The following is a 19,229-nucleotide window of genomic DNA, read 5'->3' as shown; positions in this document are numbered from 1 at the left end:
TCGACTCTCCGTAGCATCGATGTGACGGAGGGGGACAGGCATGAACGAGACGCGCGAACGGGCGGACGCGAGGACCGGAACGACCCAGGAAGGCTCCTGGAGCTCCTGGCCCTCGCGGGAGGCGCTCACCCGCCTGGGCGTGCCCCGGGGTCGGATCTTCCTGGACTACAGCATGATCACGGCCCTGAGCGTCTGGGTGCTCACCGGCTGCTACGCCTCGGGAGCGTTCGACGGCTGGTACGCGCCGCTGCCTCCCCTCGGCTTCGGGCTCTGCGTGGCGGCGGCGCTCGGCTACCACCACACGACCCTCGACCACCGGCCCGCGGCCTCGCTGGGGCTGCTCGCGGTGATGGCCCTGTGCGGCCTCGGGGCCTACGCGGCCGGGGCGCCGACGCCCGCGACCGTGATGTGGATAGTCGTCGCGATCATGGCGATGGAACGGCTGCCGCTGACCTTCGGCCTGGCCACCGTGGCCGTGCTCGTCCCCGGCTTCGTGGAGGCGGACGAGACCGGGGTCCTGGGGGCCGGCCTCACGACCGGGGCCGTGCTGCTCGCGGGCTACTCGCTCCGGCTGGACGCCCACGCCCGCGGGGCCGGTTTCCAGTTGCTCGCCCAGGAGCGGCTCGCCCGAGAGGCAGAGGCCGCGTCGGCCGCGCTGGCCGAGAGAGCCAGGATCGCCCGCGAGATACACGACGTGCTCGCCCACAGCCTCTCCGCCCAGATGGTGCACCTGGAGGTCGCACGGCTCCAGATCGAGGCGGGTGCGGACCGGAGCGAGGTCCTCAAGCTCGTCACCTCGGCCCGTTCCATGGCCAGAGAGGGGCTCGCGGAGACCCGGCACGCGCTGTCGGCGCTGCGCGGTGAGATGGTGCCCGTCGAGGAGTACCTGCGAGAGCTGGCCCGGGAGGACCGCGCAGAGGTGGATGTCAGCGGAGAGCGTCGGAACCTGCCGGCCGAGGCCTCCCAGGCGGTGCGACGGGTCGCGCAGGAGGCGCTGACGAACGTCCGCAAGCACGCTCCCGGCGCCCGGACCCGGATCACGCTCTCCTACGAGGCCGATGAGATCGCCCTGGAGATATGTGACTCCGGGCCACCTTCCACGGCCGACGGCGGGGGAGCGCCCGACGGGCTCGCCTCGTCCGGTTCCGGGTACGGACTGCTCGGGATGAGGGAGCGGGCCGAGCTGCTCGGCGGCAGTCTGGACGCGGGGCCGGACGGGCCGGGGTTCGCCGTGCGGCTGCGGGTGCCGGCATGAGCGCCGATGAGAGGGCCGTGGGGCTGCCCCGGCCGGAGGAGGTCGATTCCGGTGAGGGGGCTCGGGTGGTGCGGGTGGTGGTCGCCGACGACCAGGCCGTGGTGCGTGAGGGGATCGTGATGCTGCTCGGGCTACTTGCCGGGGTCGAGGTCGTCGGGTCCGCCCGGGACGGCGAGGAGGCCGTCGCACTGACCGCCGAACTCGCGCCCGACGTGGTCCTGATGGACCTGCGCATGCCGCGTTGTGACGGTGTCGAGGCCACCCGCCGGATCCGTGAGCGGCACCCCGGGACGGAGATCGTGGTGCTCACCACCTACGCCGACGACGACTCGTTGTTCCCGGCGCTACGGGCCGGGGCGCGGGGGTACCTGACCAAGGACGCGGGCGGGGAGGAGATCGTACGGGCTCTGCGGGACGTGACCGACGGGCGGGCGGGCCTTTCCCCCGTGGTGCAGCGGCGGTTGCTGGAGCAGCTGTTGGAGCGGGGAGAGGGGTCCGAGCGGGCGGGTTCGCCGGGTGGGACCGGAGCGGGGCAGGTGGATCAGGTGGTGGCCGCCGGGCCTGTGGTCCCGGAGGCGGACGGGCTCACCGAGCGGGAGACCGAAGTGCTCGTGCTCGTCGCCGACGGGCTCTCGAACCAGGAGATCGCCGGGCGGCTGCGGATCTCCACGGCCACCGTGAAGACCCATATCAACAACCTCTTCGCCAAGACGGGGGTGCGCGACCGGGCGCAGGCCGTGCGGTACGCATATCAGCACGGTCTGGTCAGGGCACCTGGGCGGAGAGTCACCTGATGGGGTGAACAGCGGGAGGAGAAGAGTCCGGGATCTTCCCGCTCTGTCCATCCTTGGGCACGCGGCCGAAACGGTTCGCTTGACAAGGAGAGTTGGCCGGTGGAGCAGGTGGACAAGCAGGAGGGGCTCGACGATTCGGCGGTGCCGTTCGACGACCCCTGGTACGACGCGACGGCCTCGGGCCGGGGCGAGCACGCGGGGGCCGGGGATCCCGCTGACGGCCGCCCGGACGCGGTGCCGCGACAGCGGGTCCACAGTGCGGCCGCGATCTATCTGGAAGTGCAGCGGAGCCCTGCCTTCCAGGAGGTGCGCAGCCGCTACCGCCGGTTCGTCTTCCCGGCCGCCCTCGCGTTCCTCCTCTGGTACCTCGCCTACGTCGTGGCGGCGACCGCCGCTCCCGGGCTCATGGCGCGGCCGGTCGTCGGGGTGGTGAATGTGGCGATGGTGGCAGGGCTCGGACAGTTCCTCACCACCTTCCTGCTGACCTGGGCGTACGCGCGCCACGCGCGGCTGCGCAGGGACCGGGCCGCGCTCGACCTGCGTTGGGACACCCAGGAGATGACCCGAGGGGTGGCGCAGTCGTGACCGCGAACCACCAGACCCTGGCGCTCGTGCTGTTCAGCGTCTTCATCGCCGTCACCCTGGGGATCACCACCTGGGTGAGCCGCAACCGGCATGGTTCGGCCGAGGAGTTCTACGCCGGAGGGAGGCTCTTCTCGCCCCTGGAGAACGGCTTCGCCATCGCCGGCGACTACATGTCCGCGGCCTCGTTCCTCGGCATCTCCGGGCTGATCGCCCTCTACGGCTACGACGGCATGCTGTACTCCGTCGGATTCCTGGTCGCCTGGCTCGTCGTGCTGCTGCTCGTCGCCGAACTGGTCCGCAACTGCGGGCGGTTCACCCTCGCCGACGTCGTCGCCGCGCGGATGGCCGAGCGCCCGGTGCGGATCGCCGCGGGCACGTCCTCGGTGGCGGTCTCCGTGCTGTATCTCGTGGCCCAGATGGTGGGCGCGGGAAGCCTGGTCGCACTGTTGCTCGGCGGCACCAGCGAGGCGGCCCGCTCCTGGACGGTGATCGGCGTCGGCGCGCTGATGGTGATCTACGTGTCGCTCGGCGGCATGCGGGCCACCACCTGGATCCAGATCGTCAAGGCGGTCCTGCTCATGGCGGGCACGATCGCGCTCACCGTCCTCGTCCTGCTGCGGTTCCACGGTGATGTGAACAGCCTGCTCTCCACGGCGGCCGAACGCAGTGGCCACGGCCTGGACTTCCTCGCCCCCGGGCTCCGCTACGGCGGCGACTGGACCTCCCGCCTCGACTTCATCAGCCTCGGGCTCGCCCTGGTGCTCGGCACGGCGGGACTGCCCCACATCCTGTCGCGCTTCTACACCGTGCCGACCGCCCGGGCCGCCCGCCGCTCGGTCGTCTGGTCCATCGGGCTCATCGGCAGTTTCTACCTGATGACCATCGTGCTGGGCTTCGGCGCGGCCGCCCTGATCGGACCCGACGAGGTCCGTGCGTCCAACGCGTCCGGGAACACCGCCGTACCGCTGCTCGCCCTCGACCTCGGCGGCGGCGCGGGCTCCACCGGCGGCACCGTGCTCTTCGCGATCGTCGCCGCCGTCGCCTTCGCGACCATCCTCGCCGTCGTCGCGGGGATCACCCTCGCCTCCTCGGCCTCCGTCGCCCATGACCTGTACGCCTCGCTGCGCCGCCGGCACGCGAAGCAGTACAGCGAGGTGACCGTGGCCCGGATCGCCGCCGCGGGGATCGGCGCGGCCGCGATCGGCCTGGGGCTGCTCGCCCGCGACCTCAACGTGGCCTTCCTCGTCGGGCTGGCCTTCGCGGTCGCGGCCTCCGCCAACCTGCCGGTGCTGCTGTACTCGTTGTTCTGGCGGAGGTTCACCACTCGGGGTGCGGTCTGGTCGGTGTACGGCGGTCTGATCCCGGCGGTGCTGCTCGTCCTGGTCTCGCCGGTGGTCTCCGGCGCTCCCGAATCGCTGTTCCCCGGTGTCGACTTCCACCTCTTCCCGCTGCAGAACCCGGGAGCGGTCTCCATTCCGCTGGGCTTCCTCGCCGGGTGGATCGGGACCGTGACGTCGACCGAGCCGCCCGACGAGGCGCGGCACGCCGAGACCGAGGTCCGGTCGCTGACCGGCGCCGGCGCCGCCTGACCGACCTCGGGAGCCGGACGTCCACCGGCGGGCGGGCGTCGGCCGGTGGACGTCCGAGGCGGGCCTCAGCCGTGGGACGGCGAGGTCGCCCAGACGTAGCGGTGCTCCGGGCGGCCCGTCTCGCCGTACCGGAGCGAGAGGCGGACCCTGCCGGTGCGTTCGAGGAGTTTGAGGTAGCGCTGGGCGGTCTGGCGGCTGACGCCGGACCGCTCGGCGATCTCCTGTGCGGACAGCGGGCCCCCGGCGGCGAGCAGCACCTGGCGGACCAGCTCGGCTGTCGTGGGGGAGTGCCCCTTGGGCAGGTCAGGGGCCACGGAACCCGCCGAAAGGACCCCGAAGATCCGATCCACCTCGGCCTGCTCCGCCTCGCCCCCGACCTCCAGGGTGCGGCGGAGTGTCGCGTAGGCCTCCAGCTTGGCGCGCAGCCCGGCGAAGTTGAACGGCTTGACCAGGTACTGGAGGGCGCCGTGCCGCATCGCCGCCTGAACGGTGGCCACGTCCCGGGCGGCCGTCACCATGATCACGTCGCACTGGTGGCCCCGCGCGCGGAGCTCCCGTACGGCGGCGAGCCCGTTCTCGTCGGGCAGGTAGTGGTCCAGGAGGACCAGGTCCACCGACTGCTCGTCCAGGGCGGCGAGCGCCTCGGCGGTCGAGTGGGCGGTGGCGGCGACACGGAAGCCGGGCACCTTGGCGACGTAGGCGGCGTTGATCCGGGCGACGAGCACGTCGTCGTCGACGACCAGGACGTCGATCATCGGGCCTCCTCGACGGGCCCCGGAACCGGCCCGCGGACAGCCGCGCCCGGTTCGGGCTCCGGCTCCCGGACGGCCGGCCTCGGTCCGGGATCCGGCGAGCGGAGGGTCGGTTCCGGCTCCGGCCCGCGGACAGCCGCGCCCTGCTCCGGCTCGGTCAGGGCGTCCGGGAGGACGACCGTGAACTCCGCGCCCCCGTCGAGCCCGTCGGTCACCCGCGCGGTGCCGCCGCGGCGCTCGGCGAGCCGGCGTACCAGGGCGAGACCGAGACCACGCTTTCCGTGCGGCGGAAGCGCCTTCGTCGACCAGCCCTCGGTGAAGATCAGCTCGCGGCGCTCCTCGGGAACCCCCGGACCGCTGTCCGCGACCCGCAGTACGACCGTACGCCCCTCGGTGCGGAACGAGACGTCGATACGGGCGCCCGGGGTCCCCGCGACGGCGTCCAGGGCGTTGTCGACCAGGTTGCCGACGACGGTGACCAGCTCGCGCGGGTCGACGAGCCGGTCCGGCAGCAGCGAGTCGGGGGCGAGCCGCAGCGAGGCGCCCCGCTCGGCGGCGACCGTCGCCTTGCCGACCAGGAGCGCCGCGAGGAGCGGGTCGTGGACCTTCTCCGTGACCTGCTCGGCGGTGGCCCGGTGCACGCCCACCACGTCGGTGACGAACTCGACCGCCTCCTCGTGCATCTCCAGCTCCAGGAGACCGAGGAGGGTGTGCATCCGGTTGGCGTGTTCGTGGTCCTGGGCGCGCAGCGCGTCGATCAGGCCCCGGGTGGAGTCCAGCTCGCGCCCGAGCCGCTCCAGCTCGGTGCGGTCGCGGAGGGTCGCCACGGCGCCGCCGTCGTCCGTCGGCATCCGGTTGGCGATGAGCACCCGGTGGCCGCGGACGGTGAGCAGGTCCTCGCCCGTAACCCGGCCCGCCAGGACGTCGGCGGTACGGCCCCGGCCGAGGACCTCGTCGAGCGGCCGGCCCGCCGCCTCGGGGCCGAGGCCCAGGAGCCGCTGCGCCTCGTCGTTCATGAGCCGGACGGAGCCGTGGCGGTCCAGGGCCACGACCCCCTCGCGGATGCCGTGCAGCATGGCCTCGCGTTCGGCGAGCAGCGCCGAGATGTCGGAGAAGGCCAGGTCGTGGGTCTGCCGCTGAAGACGCCGCGAGATCAGGTACGCGGCCAGGGCGCCGGCGGCGAGCGCCCCGCCCGCATAGGCGAGGAGGCCCGGGATCGCGCCGAGGAGCCGGTCGCGGACGCTGTCGTACTCGATGCCGACCGAGACCGCGCCGACGATCCGCCCGTCCGCGTCCCGCAGCGGCATCTTGCCGCGGGCCGAGCGGCCCAGGGTGCCGCTGTCGATCTCCATCACCTGGTGCCCGGCGAGGACGTCGGTCGGATCGGTGGAGACGCGCCTGCCGATCGCGGCCGGATCGGTGTGCGACCAGCGCACGCCGCGCGTGTCCATGACGACGACGTACTCGGCGCCCGTGGAGGTCCGGATCCGCTCGGCCTCCGTCTGCACCGGCCCCGTCGCCGACGGCCGCGTCCCGGTGAGGTCCGCGGCCACCCGGGGCGACGCCGTGGTCCCCGCGATGGCCAGGGCGCGCCGCATCGCCTGGTCGTCCAGCTGGGCGCTGAGCGGGGCCAGGAAGAGCCCGGTGGCGAGGACGGTGACACCGGTCGCGATGGCCAGCTGCATCAGCAGGACCTGCGAGAACACCCGCTGCGGCCAGCCGAACCGCCGACGGCGCGCACGCGGGCGCGGAGGGCTGGTCTGTGCGGGGTTCATGCCGGAAACGGTAAGGGGCCGCGCCCCGGGACCGGAAACGGCGTCGGCGCGGGTGTCTGTGCGGAAACCTATTCTGGGGATCCCACAGCCGTGGGTCCCGAAGGAACCGGAGGCACGTCCCTTGAGCACGCAGCAGATCCCCGTCGTCGTCCTGGCCGGGTTTCTCGGGGCGGGGAAGACCACGCTCCTCAACCATCTGCTGCGCAGCTCCCGGGGGACCCGTATCGGCGTCATGGTCAACGACTTCGGCGACATCGGCATCGACGCGATGAGAATCGCCGGGCAGGTCGGTTCCACCGTCTCCCTCGGCAACGGCTGCCTGTGCTGCGCCGTCGACGCGAGCGAGCTCGACGAGTACCTGGAGGTCCTCACCCGCCCCGAGTCGCGGCTCGATGTGATCGTGATCGAGGCGAGCGGCCTCGCCGAGCCGCAGGAACTGGTCCGGATGGTCCTCGCCAGCGAGAACGAGCGGATCGTGTACGGCGGGCTCGTCCAGGTCGTCGACGCGGCCGAGTTCTCGGCGACCCGGGAGCGGCACCCCGAGACCGACCGGCACCTGCCGATCGCCGACCTCGTCGTGGTGAACAAGACCGACCGGGTCTCCGGGGCCGAGCTGCTCGCCGTCCACGAGACGGTGGGGCGTCTCGCCGGGAAGGCCGTGGTCGTCGACGCCACGCACGGGCGGATCGACCCGGAGCTGCTCTTCGACCGGGTGGTCCCCGAGGGGGAGATCGAGGGGCAGATGTCGATCGAGGACATTCTGTACGCGGACGCGGACGCGGACGCGGACGGGGACTGGGACGCGGACGGCGGCGGGGACGGCGGCGGCGGGGACCGGCGGGCGCACACGCACACGGCGTACGAGACCGTCTCCCTGACCGCCGCCACCCCGCTCCACCCGCGCCGGCTGATGGCCTTCCTCGACGCGCGGCCCGAGGGGCTCTACCGGATCAAGGGCTTCGTCGATTTCGGCGCCGCCGATCCGGACAACCGCTACGCCGTGCACGCGGTCGGCCGTTTCCTGCGCTTCTACCCCGAGCGGTGGCCCGAGGGCGAGGAGCGGCTCACCCAGCTCGTCCTGATCGGCTCCGGCGTCGACGCGGCGGGCCTGCGCAAGGAGCTCGCGGAGTGCGAGCAGAACGGGCCGCAGGACACCCCCGACGAGACGAGCATGTGGGGTGTCCTGCGGTACGTGCAGCGGACGGAGGAGGAGCCGGAGGCGCCGTAGGGCGCCTCCGGGCCTCCCGCCGGCTAGACCGCCGGGCTCGCCACCACGTCCACCGGGTGGGCGAGCGGGGTGCCCGAGCCGTCGCGGCGGGGGTCGATCTCCGGGAGTTCCACCGGGGCGCCGGTCTTCTGGGCGGCGCGGGCCGGGGTGGTGCCCGCCCAGGCCAGGATCAGGACGTCCTCGCCCTTCAGGAAGCGCTGGCAGCGGACGCCGCCGGTCGCGCGGCCCTTGCGGGGGTACTGGTCGAAGGGCGTCAGCTTCGCCGACGTACCCGCCGAGGAGTCGAGCGTGCCCGTGGAGCCCGCGACGGTGAAGACGACGGCGTCCGCCGCCGGGTCGACCGCCGTGAACGAGAGCACGTCGGCGCCGTCCGCGAGCTTGACGCCCGCCATGCCGCCGGCCGGCCGGCCCTGGGGCCGTACCTGCGCGGCCGGGTAGCGCAGGAGCTGGGCGTCGGAGGTGATGAAGACCAGGTCCTCCTCGCCCGTCCGCAGCTCGGTCGCGCCGACGATCCGGTCGCCCTCCTTGAGGGTGATGACCTCCAGCTCGTCCTTGTTCGCCGGATAGTCCGGGACCACGCGCTTCACCACGCCCTGGAGCGTGCCGAGGGCGAGCCCCGGGGACGCCTCGTCGAGGGTGGTCAGGCAGACCACGGTCTCGTCCGCCTCCAGGGACAGGAACTCGGAGAGCGGCGCGCCGCCCGCCAGGTTCGGAGCGGACGCCGTGTCCGGGAGCTGCGGCAGGTCGATCACCGCGATCCGGAGCAGCCGGCCGGCCGAGGTCACCGCGCCGATGTCACCGCGCTGGGTGGCGGCCACCGACGACAGGATCGCGTCGTGCTTGACGCGGGTGGCGTCCGGGTCGACCGGGGGCAGCTCCGCCGTCGCCGTACGGGCGAGCAGTCCGGTCGAGGAGAGCAGCACCCGGCACGGGTCGTCCGCGACCTCGAGGGAGACGGCCGCGACGGGCGCGCCCGCCGACTCGAGCAGGACCGTGCGCCGGTCCGTGGCGAACTTCTTCGCGACCGCGGCCAGTTCCGCCGAGACCAGCTTGCGCAGCTCCGCGTCGGAGTCGAGGATCCCGGTCAGCTCGTCGATCTCGCCGTTGAGCCGGTCCTGCTCGGTCTCCAGCTCGATCCGGTCGAACCTGGTGAGGCGGCGCAGCGGGGTGTCCAGGATGTACTGCGTCTGGATCTCGCTGAGCGAGAAGCGCTCGATCAGGCGCTCCTTGGCCTGCGCCGAGTTCTCGCTCTCCCGGATCAGCGCGATGACCTCGTCGATGTCGAGCAGGGCGACGAGCAGGCCCTCCACCAGGTGGAGCCGGTCGCGCTTCTTGGTGCGGCGGAACTCGGAGCGGCGCCGGACGACCTCGAAGCGGTGGTCGAGGTAGACCTCCAGGAGCTCCTTGAGGCCGAGCGTCAGCGGCTGGCCGTCGACCAGGGCCACGTTGTTGATGCCGAAGGACTCCTCCATCGGCGTCAGCTTGTAGAGCTGCTCGAGGACGGCCTCGGGCACGAAGCCGTTCTTGATCTCGATGACCAGGCGCAGGCCGTGGTTGCGGTCGGTCAGGTCCTTGACGTCCGCGATGCCCTGGAGCTTCTTGGAACCGACCAGGTCCTTGATCTTGGAGATGACCTTCTCGGGGCCGACCGTGAACGGCAGCTCGGTCACGACGATGCCCTTGCGGCGCGCCGTCACCGTCTCCACGCTCGTCGTGGCACGGATCTTGAACGAGCCGCGGCCCGACTCGTACGCGTCCTTGATGCCGGAGAGGCCGACGATCCGGCCGCCGGTCGGCAGGTCGGGGCCGGGCACGAAGCGCATCAGCGTCTCGAGGTCGGCGCCCGGGTGACGGATCAGATGGCGGGCGGCCGCGACGACCTCGCCGAGGTTGTGCGGGGGCATGTTGGTCGCCATGCCGACCGCGATGCCCGACGCGCCGTTGACCAGCAGGTTCGGGTAGGCGGCGGGCAGCGCCACCGGCTCCTGCTCCTGGCCGTCGTAGTTCGGCGAGAAGTCGACCGTGTCCTCGTCGATGGACTCGGTCATCATCAGGGCGGCCGGGGCCATCCGGGACTCGGTGTACCGCATGGCGGCCGGCGGGTCGTCGTTGCCCAGGGAACCGAAGTTGCCGTGGCCGTCGACCAGGGGGAGCCGCATGGAGAAGGGCTGCGCCATGCGGACCATGGCGTCGTAGATCGACGCGTCGCCGTGCGGGTGGAGCTTGCCCATCACCTCGCCGACGACACGGGCGCACTTGACGAAGCCCCGGTCGGGCCGGAGCCCCATCTCGCCCATCTGGTAGACGATGCGGCGCTGGACGGGCTTCATGCCGTCACGGGCGTCCGGGAGGGCACGCGAGTAGATCACCGAGTACGCGTACTCGAGGAAGGAGCCCTGCATCTCGTCGACAACGTCGATGTCGAGGATTCGCTCCTCGAACGCGTCGTCCGGCGGCGGTGTCTTCGTGCTGCGGCGGGCCATCGCGGCTGCGGCTCCTTCACCAACAAGGTTGATCTGACGCGGACCATTGTGGACCGTGCCACCGACAGCGCCGACCGCGACCCGGAAGAGGGACATCTCCAGGGGGCGGGAACTTCGCCAGGTGTCGGCGCGCTTGCATACAGTGGCAGGACTTTTTCACATCGCGATCGAAGGGACGTACATGCCCATGGGTCACACGGCCACGGCCGAGGCCGGCTCCGGCGGCCTGACAGCGACCGAGCACCGGTTGGCGAACGGCCTGCGTGTGGTGCTCTCGGAGGACCACCTGACCCCGGTCGCCGCGGTCTGCCTCTGGTACGACGTCGGCTCGCGGCACGAGGTCCCGGGCCGCACGGGCCTCGCCCACCTCTTCGAGCACCTGATGTTCCAGGGCTCGAAGCAGGTCCACGGGAACGGGCACTTCGAGCTCGTGCAGGGCGCCGGCGGCTCCCTCAACGGCACGACGAGCTTCGAGCGCACCAACTACTTCGAGACCATGCCCACGCACCAGCTGGAGCTCGCGCTCTGGCTGGAGGCCGACCGCATGGGCTCGCTGCTCGCCGCCCTGGACGACGAGTCCATGGAGAACCAGCGGGACGTCGTCAAGAACGAGCGCCGCCAGCGCTACGACAACGTGCCGTACGGCACGGCCTTCGAGAAGCTGACCGCCCTGGCCTACCCGGAGGGGCACCCGTACCACCACACGCCGATCGGGTCGATGGCCGACCTGGACGCGGCCACCCTGGAGGACGCGCGGAACTTCTTCCGCACGTACTACGCCCCGAACAACGCCGTGCTCTCGGTCGTCGGCGACATCGACCCGGAGGAGACCCTCGCCTGGGTCGAGAAGTACTTCGGCTCCATCCCCGGCCACGACGGCAAGCCCGCACCGCGCTCCGGCGACCTGCCCGAGGTCATCGGCGAGCAGCTGCGCGAGGTGGTCGAGGAGGAGGTCCCGGCCCGCGCGCTGATGGCGGCCTACCGGCTGCCGCACGACGGCACGCGCGCCTGCGACGCCGCCGACCTGGCCCTGACGGTCCTCGGCGGCGGCGAGTCCTCCCGCCTCCACAACCGCCTGGTCCGCCGCGACCGTACGGCCGTCGCCGCCGGCTTCGGCATGCTGCGGCTCGCCGGCGCGCCCTCGCTCGGCTGGCTGGACGTCAAGACCTCCGGCGGTGTCGAGGTCCCGCAGATCGAGGCGGCCGTCGACGAGGAGCTCGCCCGGTTCGCCGCCGAGGGCCCCACGCCCGAGGAGATGGAGCGCGCGCAGGCCCAGTTGGAGCGCGAGTGGCTCGACCGGCTCGGCACCGTCGCGGGCCGCGCCGACGAACTGTGCCGGTACGCCGTGCTGTTCGGCGACCCGCAGCTCGCGCTGACCGCCGTGGACCGCGTCCTGGCGGTCACCGCCGACGAGGTGCAGGCCGTGGCCGCGGCCACGCTGCGCCCCGACAACCGCGCGGTGCTGGTCTACGAGCCGCTGGCGACCGAACAGAGTGACAACGGCGACGACGAGGAAGAGGGAGCGGACCAGTGACCGACGCCGCCGCGTCTTTGACGAGCATGGACTTCCACCCGCAGCCGACGCCCGGCGTCGCCCGGCCCTGGGCCTTCCCGGCCCCGGACCGAGGCACCCTGGACAACGGCCTGACGCTGCTCACCAGTCACCGTCCCGGCCAGCAGGTCGTGGCCGTGGAGATCTTCCTGCCGGCCCCGCTGGACGCCGAGCCCGCCGGTCTCGACGGTGTCGCCACCATCATGGCCCGCGCGCTCTTCGAGGGCACGGACCAGCAGAGCGCCGAGGAGTTCGCGGCCGAGCTGGAGCGCTGCGGCGCGACGCTCGACGCGCACGCCGACCACCCGGGCGTACGGGTCTCCCTGGAGGTTCCCGTCTCCCGGCTGCCCAAGGCGCTCGGTCTCGTCTCCGAGGCACTGATCGCGCCGGCGTTCCTCGAGACCGAGGTCGAGCGCCTGGTGCGCAACCGCCTCGACGAGATCCCGCACGAGACGGCCAACCCGTCCCGCCGCGCCGCCAAGCAGCTCTCCAAGGAGCTGTTCCCGGCCGAGGCCCGGATGTCCCGGCCGCGCCAGGGCACCGAGGAGACCGTCGAGGCGATCGACGCCGCCGCGGTCCGCGCCTTCTACGAGGCGCACGTCCGGCCCGCCACGGCCACCGCCGTGGTCGTCGGCGACCTCACGGGTGTCGATCTGGACAAGGTCCTCGCCGAGACCCTGGGCGCCTGGACCGGCGAGCCGGCCGAGCCGCTCCCGATGCCGCCGATCACCGCCGACGACACCGGACGGGTCGTCATCGTGGACCGGCCCGGCGCCGTCCAGACCCAGTTGCTGATCGGCCGGGTCGGACCCGACCGCCACGACAGCGTCTGGCCGGCCCAGGTCCTGGGCACGTACTGCCTGGGCGGCACCCTCACCTCGCGGCTCGACCGGGTCCTGCGCGAGGAGAAGGGCTACACGTACGGCGTGCGTGCCTTCGGGCAGGTGCTCCGCTCGGACGGCCGGGGGAACGGCGCCTCGATGCTCGCGATCAGCGGTTCCATCGACACGCCCAACACCGGCCCGGCTCTTGACGACCTGTGGAAGGTGCTGCGGACGCTGGCCGCGGAGGGCCTCACCGACGCCGAGCGGGAGACGGCCGTGCAGAACCTGGTGGGGGTCGCGCCGCTCAAGTACGAGACCGCCGCCTCCGTCGCCGGGACGCTCTCCGACCAGGTCGAGCAGCACCTGCCGGACGACTACCAGGCCCAGTTGTACGCCCGGCTGGCCGAGACCGGCACGGTCGAGGCGACGGCGGCCGTGGTCAGCGCCTTCCCGGTGGACCGGCTCGTCACGGTGCTCGTCGGCGACGCGGCGCAGATCGCGGATCCGGTGCGCGCGCTCGGGATCGGTGAAGTGACCGTCGTGACCGGCTGATTCACGCCGCCGACACGGCAAGGGAGGGCCCCGACGGCATAGTTCGTCGGGGTCCTCCCCTTTGTCCGTATTGAGATCAAGAGTGGCCCTATGGCCTGTGGCATGTCTTACAAAATGCGTGTCCGGTTGGTGATTGAAAGACGATCCGCATAGCGTCAGTGCGTCTGTTCGTCAGTTGCACGTGCCGCATCCGCGGCATCGGACAGACATCGCCGAGTCCCCGTCAGGCGCGAGCCTGGGGAGCCGGGGACCCACACGTAGTCCCTGGGGTGAATCGGGCGCCTTCGTCTCGTACGGAGGGGCTCGTAGGAGACCTTCCTGCTCCGAACCCGTCAGCTAACCCGGTAGGCGAGAGGGAAGGAAAGGATCAGCCCCTACATGGCGTTCACCCGTGCCACCGGGAAGCATCGTGCTCCGAGCCGGATGGCGCGCCGCGGCGTGGGCATCGCCGGCGCGGCGACGCTCGCCACCACAGGCGTCATCGGAACCCTCGCTTCCCCGGCGCTCGCCGCCGACACGGACCACCGCTCGCCCGAGGACACCGGTCTCACCAAGGTGATCACCGAGGACGACCTCGCCGAGCGGATCGACGCCCAGGCCGCCGCCCAGGAGCAGGAGGCCTTCGAGGTCGCCGCCAAGGCGAAGGCCAAGGCCGAGGCGAAGCGCAAGGCCGAGGCCCGTGCCAAGGAGATCCGCCAGGCCGAGCAGCGTGCGGCCCGCGAGGCCGAGCGCCGCCGCCTGGCCTCCTTCCAGCTGCCCGTCGAGGGCACGTACGTGTCCACCGGCTACCAGACCGGCGGCTCGCTCTGGTCCTCCGGCAGCCACTCCGGCATCGACTTCCACGCCTCCTACGGCAGCAACGTCGTCTCCGTCGGCTCGGGCACCGTCGTCGAGGCCGGCTGGGGCGGCGCGTACGGCAACAACATCGTCATCCGGATGAACGACGGCACGTACACCCAGTACGGTCACCTCTCCTCCATCGGGGTCTACGTCGGCCAGAGCGTCGAGCCGGGTGAGCGGATAGGCATCTCGGGTTCGACCGGGAACTCGACCGGCCCGCACCTCCACTTCGAGGCGCGGACGACGTCCGAGTACGGCTCCGACATCAACCCGGTCTCGTACCTGCGCGCCCGCGGCGTCGACGTCTGATCCAGGACGCCCGTCGCGCAGGGCCGGCGGTTCGCCGCCCCCTCGCATCGCAAAAGCCCCGGCTCGTACAGAGCCGGGGCTTTTCGTCGGTCGCGGGACATCGATATTCCACCGGGGCATCGGAAATTCCGGCGCGCTGCAATAGAGTCGCAGATCGGGCGCAGAACAGGCGCCGTCGGAATTGACTCGCGCAGACCAAGGCGGAGGTCGGACATGCGCATTCCCGCGCACTCGGTATGCACGGCGATCCGGGACGACATCGTCTCCGGCGTCTTCGAGCGGGGCAGCCGGCTGACCGAGGACCAGCTGGCCCGCCGGTACGGGGTCTCCCGTGTCCCGGTCCGAGAGGCCCTGCGCACCCTGGAGTCCGAGGGCTTCGTCGTCTCCCGCCGCCACGCCGGGGCGCATGTCGCCGAGCCCACCGAGCAGGAGGCCGCCGATCTGCTGGACATGCGGGCGCTGCTCGAACCGCTGGGGGCGGCCCGTGCCGCCCAGCGGCGCACGGAGGCCCATCTCAAGGTGCTGCGCGGCCTGGTCAGGCTGGGTCAGGAGCGGGCCAGGCGCGGACAGGGCGAAGATCTGCGCTCACTCGGCGGCTGGTTCCACGAGACGCTCGCGCAGGCCTCCGGCAGCCCGGCCCTGACGGCGCTGCTGACCCAGCTGCGGCACAAGATCGCCTGGATGTACACGGTCGAGCAGCCCGAGCGGCCGGTGGACGCCTGGGCCGAGCACGGCGCGATCGTGGACGCCGTGGCGCGCGGTGACGCCGAGCGGGCGCGGACGCTGACCGCGCTGCACGCGGAGCGCTCCCAGTCGCTGCACCGCCTCAAGAGGCCGGACCGCAGCCGTGTGAGGGTTTCGCAACATGCAGTCAACACGGCGAGTTCCCGGAATTAACGCGCGCATCGTATACATGGAATAGGAATTCGGCGCCGTCGCCTCGTGCTGCCCGAAAAGCGGGGCGATGGAAAAGCGAAAGGCCGTGACCGCCGGAATTCCGGCGGTCACGGCCTTTCGTCGTGCAGTGGGGGTCGACCCGGATCAGACGGTCTCGGGAAGCTCGTCCAGGCCCTCGGCGACCAGCTTCGCCAGACGGTCCAGAGCGGCCTCGGCGCCGTCGGCCTCCGAAGCGAGGACGATCTCCTCGCCGCCCTGCGCGCCCAGGCCGAGCACCGCGAGCATGGAGGCGGCGTTCACCGGGGTGCCGTCGGACTTGGCGATCGTCACCGGAACGCCGGAAGCCGTGGCGGCACGGACGAAGATGGACGCGGGGCGGGCGTGCAGGCCCTCGGCCCAGCCGACGTTGACGCGGCGCTCAGCCATGGTGTTGCCCTTCAAGTCTCAAGCGGGTTGTCTAGACCAGTCTCTCACGTGATGCCGCGTGCTCGCGCCGACCTTCGGCCCGGATCGGACCGCCCTTCGGCCCTCCCCCGCCCTGCGCGGCGTGCTCCCTACCTTGCACGGCCGACCCCCGCCGCGCGAGCGATGCCGCCGCCGTGTCGCGACCGGTGCCGTCGCGATGTCGCGGCCGGTGCCGCCGCCGTGTCGCGACCCGTGCCACCGCCGTGTCGCGGCCGTAGGCTGACCCCATGCAGAGCGCGTCGGACCAGCTGCCGGAGCACGACTACCCCGACCACTGGGAAGCGGACGTGGTGCTCCGCGACGGCGGCACCGCGCGCATCCGGCCCATCACGGCCGACGACGCCGACCGCCTCGTCAGCTTCTACGAGCAGGTCTCGGACGAGTCGAAGTACTACCGCTTCTTCGCCCCCTACCCGCGGCTGTCCGCCAAGGACGTGCACCGCTTCACCCACCACGACTTCGTGGACCGGGTCGGCCTCGCGGCGACCGTGGGCGGCGAGTTCATCGCCACCGTGCGCTACGACCGCATCGACGACCGGGGCCTGCCCGCCTCCGCCCCGGCCGACGAGGCCGAGGTGGCCTTCCTCGTCCAGGACGCCCACCAGGGTCGCGGCGTCGCCTCCGCCCTGCTCGAACACATCGCGGCCGTCGCACGCGAGCGGGACATCCGCCGCTTCGCCGCCGAGGTGCTCCCCGCCAACACCAAGATGATCAAGGTCTTCACGGACGCGGGCTACACCCAGAAGCGCAGCTTCGAGGACGGGTCCGTCCGGCTCCATCTCGACCTCGAACCCACCGACCGCTCCCTCGCCGTCCAGCGCGCGCGGGAGCAGCGGGCCGAGGCCCGCTCCGTGCAACGCCTCCTCACGCCCCGGTCCGTCGCCGTCGTCGGCGCCGGGCGCACGCCGGGCGGCGTCGGCCGGACCGTCCTCCGCAACCTCCTCGGGGCCGGTTTCACCGGACGCGTGTACGCGGTCAACGCCGCGCTCACCGAGAACGACGGGCCCGTCGAGTTCGACGGCGTCCCCGCCCACCCCTCCGTCGCGGCCATCGGCGAGCCCGTCGACCTCGCGATCGTCGCCGTCCCCGCCGAACGGGTGCCGGAGGTCGTCGCCGACTGCGGCGAGCACGGCGTCCAGGGCCTGGTCGTCCTCTCCGCCGGATACGCCGAGAGCGGGGCCACCGGGCGCGAGCGGCAGCGCCAGCTGGTCCGGCAGGCCCGCTCGTACGGCATGCGGATCATCGGGCCGAACGCCTTCGGGATCATCAACACCGCCGTCGACGTCCGGCTCAACGCCTCCCTCGCCCCGCAGATGCCGGCCGCCGGGCGGATCGGCCTCTTCACCCAGTCCGGCGCGATCGGCATCGCCCTCCTCGCCGGACTGCACCGGCGGGGCGCCGGGCTCTCCTCCTTCATCTCGGCCGGCAACCGCGCCGACGTCTCCGGCAACGACTTCCTCCAGCACTGGTACGACGACCCCGGCACCGACGTCGTCCTGCTCTACCTGGAGTCGATCGGCAACCCCCGGAAGTTCACCCGGCTCGCGCGCCGCACCGCCGCCGTCAAGCCGGTCGTCGTCGTCAAGGGCGCCCGGCACAGCGGCAGCGCGCCCCCCGGCCATCGCGTGCCCGTCACCCGCATCCCGCACGCCACGGTCTCCGCGCTGCTCCGCCAGGCCGGTGTCATCCGCGTCGACACCGTCACCGAGCTGGTGGACGCCGGACTGCTGCTCGCCGCCCAGCCGCTGCCCGCCGGGCCCCGGGTCGCGATCCTCGGCAACTCCGAGTCCCTCGGCCTCCTCACGTACGACGCCTGCCTGACGGAGGGGCTGCGCCCGCTGCGGCCGCTCGACCTCACCACGGCGGCGGAACCGGCGGACTTCCGGGACGCACTCGTCGCGGCGCTCGCGGACGAGACCTCCGACGCGGTCGTCGTGAACGCGATCCCGTGGGTCGGCGAGAACGGCGCCACCGAGTTCGGCGACGGAGAGGTCCTCGCGGCCTCCCTCCGTGAGGCCGTCGCCTCCGCTCAGGCCCCCACGAAGCCGGTCGTCGTCGTCCACGTCGAGATGGGCGGCCTCGCGGAGGCCCTCGCGGTCGCCACGAGCACGCGGCCGACGGCATCGGGACGGGGCGGGGCGGCCGCCGCCCCGGGGGCCCGGCCGACCGGACTTCCGGCCGAACCGGGAGCGGGGCCCGCCGGGCCCGCCCGCTCCGGGGCGGGGCCCGCCGTGCTCCGGCCCGAGCCCCGGACAGCCGGCGCGGGGCCGTCCGGCCCGGGAACGGGCGGCGCCGTGTCCGCCCCCGGCGCCCCCGGGCCGACCCCGACCCCCGGGCCGACCTCGGCCGCAGCGGCACCGGCCACCGCGTCCGGCGCCGGGGCCATCGGCGTCGTCGGCGACCCGGCTACCGCGCCCGAACCCGTCGCGCCCACCACCATCCCCTCCTACCCCGCCGCCGAGCGGGCCGTGCGGGCGCTGGCCGAGGCCGTGCGGTACGGGCAGTGGCGGCGGCGGGCCGCCGAGCCCGGCCGGGTGCCCGAGTACGAGGACATCGACGAGGCGGGCGCCGCCGCGCTCATCGCGCGGGTGCTGGGCGGCGACGACGCCGACCCGCGCGGTGTGACCCTCGACACCGCGCAGGCGGGCGAGCTGCTCGCCCGGTACGGCATCGCGGTCCTGCCCACACTGCCCGCACCCACCCCCGACGCCGCCGTCGCGGCCGCCGGCCGGCTCGGCTACCCGGTCGCTCTCAAGACCACCGCGCCCCACCTCCGCCACCGCCCCGACCTCGGGGGCGTACGGCTCGATCTGGCGTCCGAGGAGCAGCTCCGTACGGCCTACGCCGAGCTGACCGAGGTCCTCGGCAAGCCCGAGGAGCTCCAGCCGGTCGTCCAGGCGATGGTGCCCCGGGGGGTCGACACCGTCGTCCGCTCCGCCATCGACCCGGCCGTCGGCGCCGTCCTCTCCTTCGGCCTCGCGGGCGCCGCGTCCGAGCTGCTCGGCGACACGGCCCACCGGCTGGTGCCGGCCACCGACCGTGACGTCGCCGACCTGGTCCGTTCCCTCCGCACCGCCCCGCTGCTGTTCGGCTGGCGCGGCTCGGCCCCCGTCGACACCCCGGCCCTCGAGGAGGTCCTGCTCCGGGTGTCACGCCTGGTCGACGACCACCCCGAGGTGGTCGCCGTCTCCCTGGAGCCGGTCGTCGTGGCACCGCGCGGACTGTCCGTCCTCGGCGCCACCGTCCGGCTGGCCCCGCCGCCGCCCCGTACCGACCTCGGTCCGCGCAGCCTGCCGAGCTACTGAAGGGCCTGAGCGGGGCCCACAGCC

Annotated in this window: 14 protein-coding genes and 1 riboswitch; of the genes, 10 read left to right on the top strand and 4 right to left on the bottom strand. The window is 72.8% G+C overall.

The window, feature by feature from the left end; genetic code table 11:
* The first annotated feature begins 40 nt into the window (after nt 1-40).
* From ACZ4XX_RS22815 to ACZ4XX_RS22800, 4 genes are all read left to right on the top strand, one after another.
* Complete coding sequence (locus ACZ4XX_RS22815; RefSeq protein ID WP_468509697.1) at nt 41-1,255, top strand: sensor histidine kinase; 1,215 nt, start codon at nt 41-43, stop codon at nt 1,253-1,255.
* Nucleotides 1,252-2,049, top strand: a complete 798-nt coding sequence (locus tag ACZ4XX_RS22810; protein ID WP_468509696.1) for a response regulator — start codon at nt 1,252-1,254, stop codon at nt 2,047-2,049. The genes ACZ4XX_RS22815 and ACZ4XX_RS22810 overlap by 4 nt, the downstream gene beginning before the upstream one ends.
* A gap of 99 nt (nt 2,050-2,148) precedes the next feature.
* Nucleotides 2,149-2,634 (top strand): DUF485 domain-containing protein, encoded by a 486-nt coding sequence (locus ACZ4XX_RS22805; protein WP_468509695.1) that lies wholly within the window; start codon nt 2,149-2,151, stop codon nt 2,632-2,634.
* Nucleotides 2,631-4,223, top strand: a complete 1,593-nt coding sequence (locus ACZ4XX_RS22800; protein ID WP_468509694.1) for a solute symporter family protein — start codon at nt 2,631-2,633, stop codon at nt 4,221-4,223. Before ACZ4XX_RS22805 ends, ACZ4XX_RS22800 begins: the two co-directional genes overlap by 4 nt.
* Before the next feature lie 65 nt (nt 4,224-4,288).
* Here the strand turns inward: ACZ4XX_RS22800 and ACZ4XX_RS22795 are convergent, their stop codons facing one another.
* Together ACZ4XX_RS22795 and ACZ4XX_RS22790 are read right to left on the bottom strand one after the other, a co-directional pair.
* The gene (locus ACZ4XX_RS22795; RefSeq protein ID WP_468509693.1) at nt 4,289-4,978 is read right to left on the bottom strand and encodes a response regulator; all 690 of its coding nucleotides are present in this window, start codon (nt 4,976-4,978) and stop codon (nt 4,289-4,291) included.
* Nucleotides 4,975-6,750, bottom strand: coding sequence for an ATP-binding protein (locus ACZ4XX_RS22790; RefSeq protein WP_468509692.1), 1,776 nt, complete (start codon nt 6,748-6,750; stop codon nt 4,975-4,977). Before ACZ4XX_RS22790 ends, ACZ4XX_RS22795 begins: the two co-directional genes overlap by 4 nt.
* A gap of 121 nt (nt 6,751-6,871) precedes the next feature.
* Between ACZ4XX_RS22790 and ACZ4XX_RS22785 the strand changes: the two genes are divergently transcribed.
* The gene (locus ACZ4XX_RS22785) at nt 6,872-7,978 is read left to right on the top strand and encodes a CobW family GTP-binding protein (protein ID WP_468509691.1); all 1,107 of its coding nucleotides are present in this window, start codon (nt 6,872-6,874) and stop codon (nt 7,976-7,978) included.
* A 23-nt stretch (nt 7,979-8,001) separates the two neighbouring features.
* Here ACZ4XX_RS22785 and ACZ4XX_RS22780 read toward each other — a convergent pair whose 3' ends face one another.
* Nucleotides 8,002-10,461 carry a DNA gyrase/topoisomerase IV subunit A gene (locus tag ACZ4XX_RS22780; protein WP_468509690.1) on the bottom strand — a complete coding sequence of 820 codons (2,460 nt, stop codon included), beginning with the start codon at nt 10,459-10,461 and terminating at the stop codon, nt 8,002-8,004.
* 181 nt (nt 10,462-10,642) lie between these two features.
* Here ACZ4XX_RS22780 and ACZ4XX_RS22775 point away from each other — a divergent pair, with 181 nt between their 5' ends.
* From ACZ4XX_RS22775 to ACZ4XX_RS22760, 4 genes are all read left to right on the top strand, one after another.
* Complete coding sequence (locus ACZ4XX_RS22775; protein WP_468509689.1) at nt 10,643-11,995, top strand: M16 family metallopeptidase; 1,353 nt, start codon at nt 10,643-10,645, stop codon at nt 11,993-11,995.
* A 26-nt stretch (nt 11,996-12,021) separates the two neighbouring features.
* Nucleotides 12,022-13,389, top strand: a complete 1,368-nt coding sequence (locus tag ACZ4XX_RS22770) for a M16 family metallopeptidase (RefSeq protein WP_468509750.1) — start codon at nt 12,022-12,024, stop codon at nt 13,387-13,389.
* Between the two features lie 200 nt (nt 13,390-13,589).
* Nucleotides 13,590-13,755: riboswitch (cyclic di-AMP (ydaO/yuaA leader) on the top strand.
* Between the two features lie 12 nt (nt 13,756-13,767).
* Entirely contained in the window at nt 13,768-14,538 is a 771-nt protein-coding gene (locus ACZ4XX_RS22765) for a M23 family metallopeptidase (protein ID WP_468509688.1), read from the top strand.
* Between the two features lie 213 nt (nt 14,539-14,751).
* Nucleotides 14,752-15,435: a GntR family transcriptional regulator gene (locus ACZ4XX_RS22760; RefSeq protein WP_468509687.1), complete on the top strand. Its 684-nt coding sequence runs from the start codon at nt 14,752-14,754 to the stop codon at nt 15,433-15,435.
* Between the two features lie 144 nt (nt 15,436-15,579).
* Here ACZ4XX_RS22760 and ACZ4XX_RS22755 read toward each other — a convergent pair whose 3' ends face one another.
* The gene (locus tag ACZ4XX_RS22755) at nt 15,580-15,861 is read right to left on the bottom strand and encodes an HPr family phosphocarrier protein (RefSeq protein WP_015036698.1); all 282 of its coding nucleotides are present in this window, start codon (nt 15,859-15,861) and stop codon (nt 15,580-15,582) included.
* A gap of 266 nt (nt 15,862-16,127) precedes the next feature.
* Here ACZ4XX_RS22755 and ACZ4XX_RS22750 point away from each other — a divergent pair, with 266 nt between their 5' ends.
* The gene (locus tag ACZ4XX_RS22750) at nt 16,128-19,205 is read left to right on the top strand and encodes a bifunctional acetate--CoA ligase family protein/GNAT family N-acetyltransferase (RefSeq protein ID WP_468509686.1); all 3,078 of its coding nucleotides are present in this window, start codon (nt 16,128-16,130) and stop codon (nt 19,203-19,205) included.
* Nucleotides 19,206-19,229: the final 24 nt, after the last annotated feature.

The organism is Streptomyces sp. NPDC029956 (assembly GCF_055574655.1).
This window is presented reverse-complemented; position numbering and strand designations above follow the sequence as displayed.

What these genes read in the sequence shown, in the direction of transcription:
- ACZ4XX_RS22815 (WP_468509697.1), top strand. Translation starts at nt 41, where the DNA reads ATGAACGAGACGCGCGAACGGGCGGACGCGAGGACCGGAACGACCCAG.
- ACZ4XX_RS22810 (WP_468509696.1), top strand. Translation starts at nt 1,252, where the DNA reads ATGAGCGCCGATGAGAGGGCCGTGGGGCTGCCCCGGCCGGAGGAGGTC.
- ACZ4XX_RS22795 (WP_468509693.1), bottom strand. Translation starts at nt 4,978, where the DNA reads ATGATCGACGTCCTGGTCGTCGACGACGACGTGCTCGTCGCCCGGATC.
- ACZ4XX_RS22790 (WP_468509692.1), bottom strand. Translation starts at nt 6,750, where the DNA reads ATGAACCCCGCACAGACCAGCCCTCCGCGCCCGCGTGCGCGCCGTCGG.
- ACZ4XX_RS22780 (WP_468509690.1), bottom strand. Translation starts at nt 10,461, where the DNA reads ATGGCCCGCCGCAGCACGAAGACACCGCCGCCGGACGACGCGTTCGAG.
- ACZ4XX_RS22775 (WP_468509689.1), top strand. Translation starts at nt 10,643, where the DNA reads ATGCCCATGGGTCACACGGCCACGGCCGAGGCCGGCTCCGGCGGCCTG.
- ACZ4XX_RS22770 (WP_468509750.1), top strand. Translation starts at nt 12,022, where the DNA reads ATGGACTTCCACCCGCAGCCGACGCCCGGCGTCGCCCGGCCCTGGGCC.
- ACZ4XX_RS22765 (WP_468509688.1), top strand. Translation starts at nt 13,768, where the DNA reads ATGGCGTTCACCCGTGCCACCGGGAAGCATCGTGCTCCGAGCCGGATG.
- ACZ4XX_RS22760 (WP_468509687.1), top strand. Translation starts at nt 14,752, where the DNA reads ATGCGCATTCCCGCGCACTCGGTATGCACGGCGATCCGGGACGACATC.
- ACZ4XX_RS22755 (WP_015036698.1), bottom strand. Translation starts at nt 15,861, where the DNA reads ATGGCTGAGCGCCGCGTCAACGTCGGCTGGGCCGAGGGCCTGCACGCC.
- ACZ4XX_RS22750 (WP_468509686.1), top strand. Translation starts at nt 16,128, where the DNA reads ATGCAGAGCGCGTCGGACCAGCTGCCGGAGCACGACTACCCCGACCAC.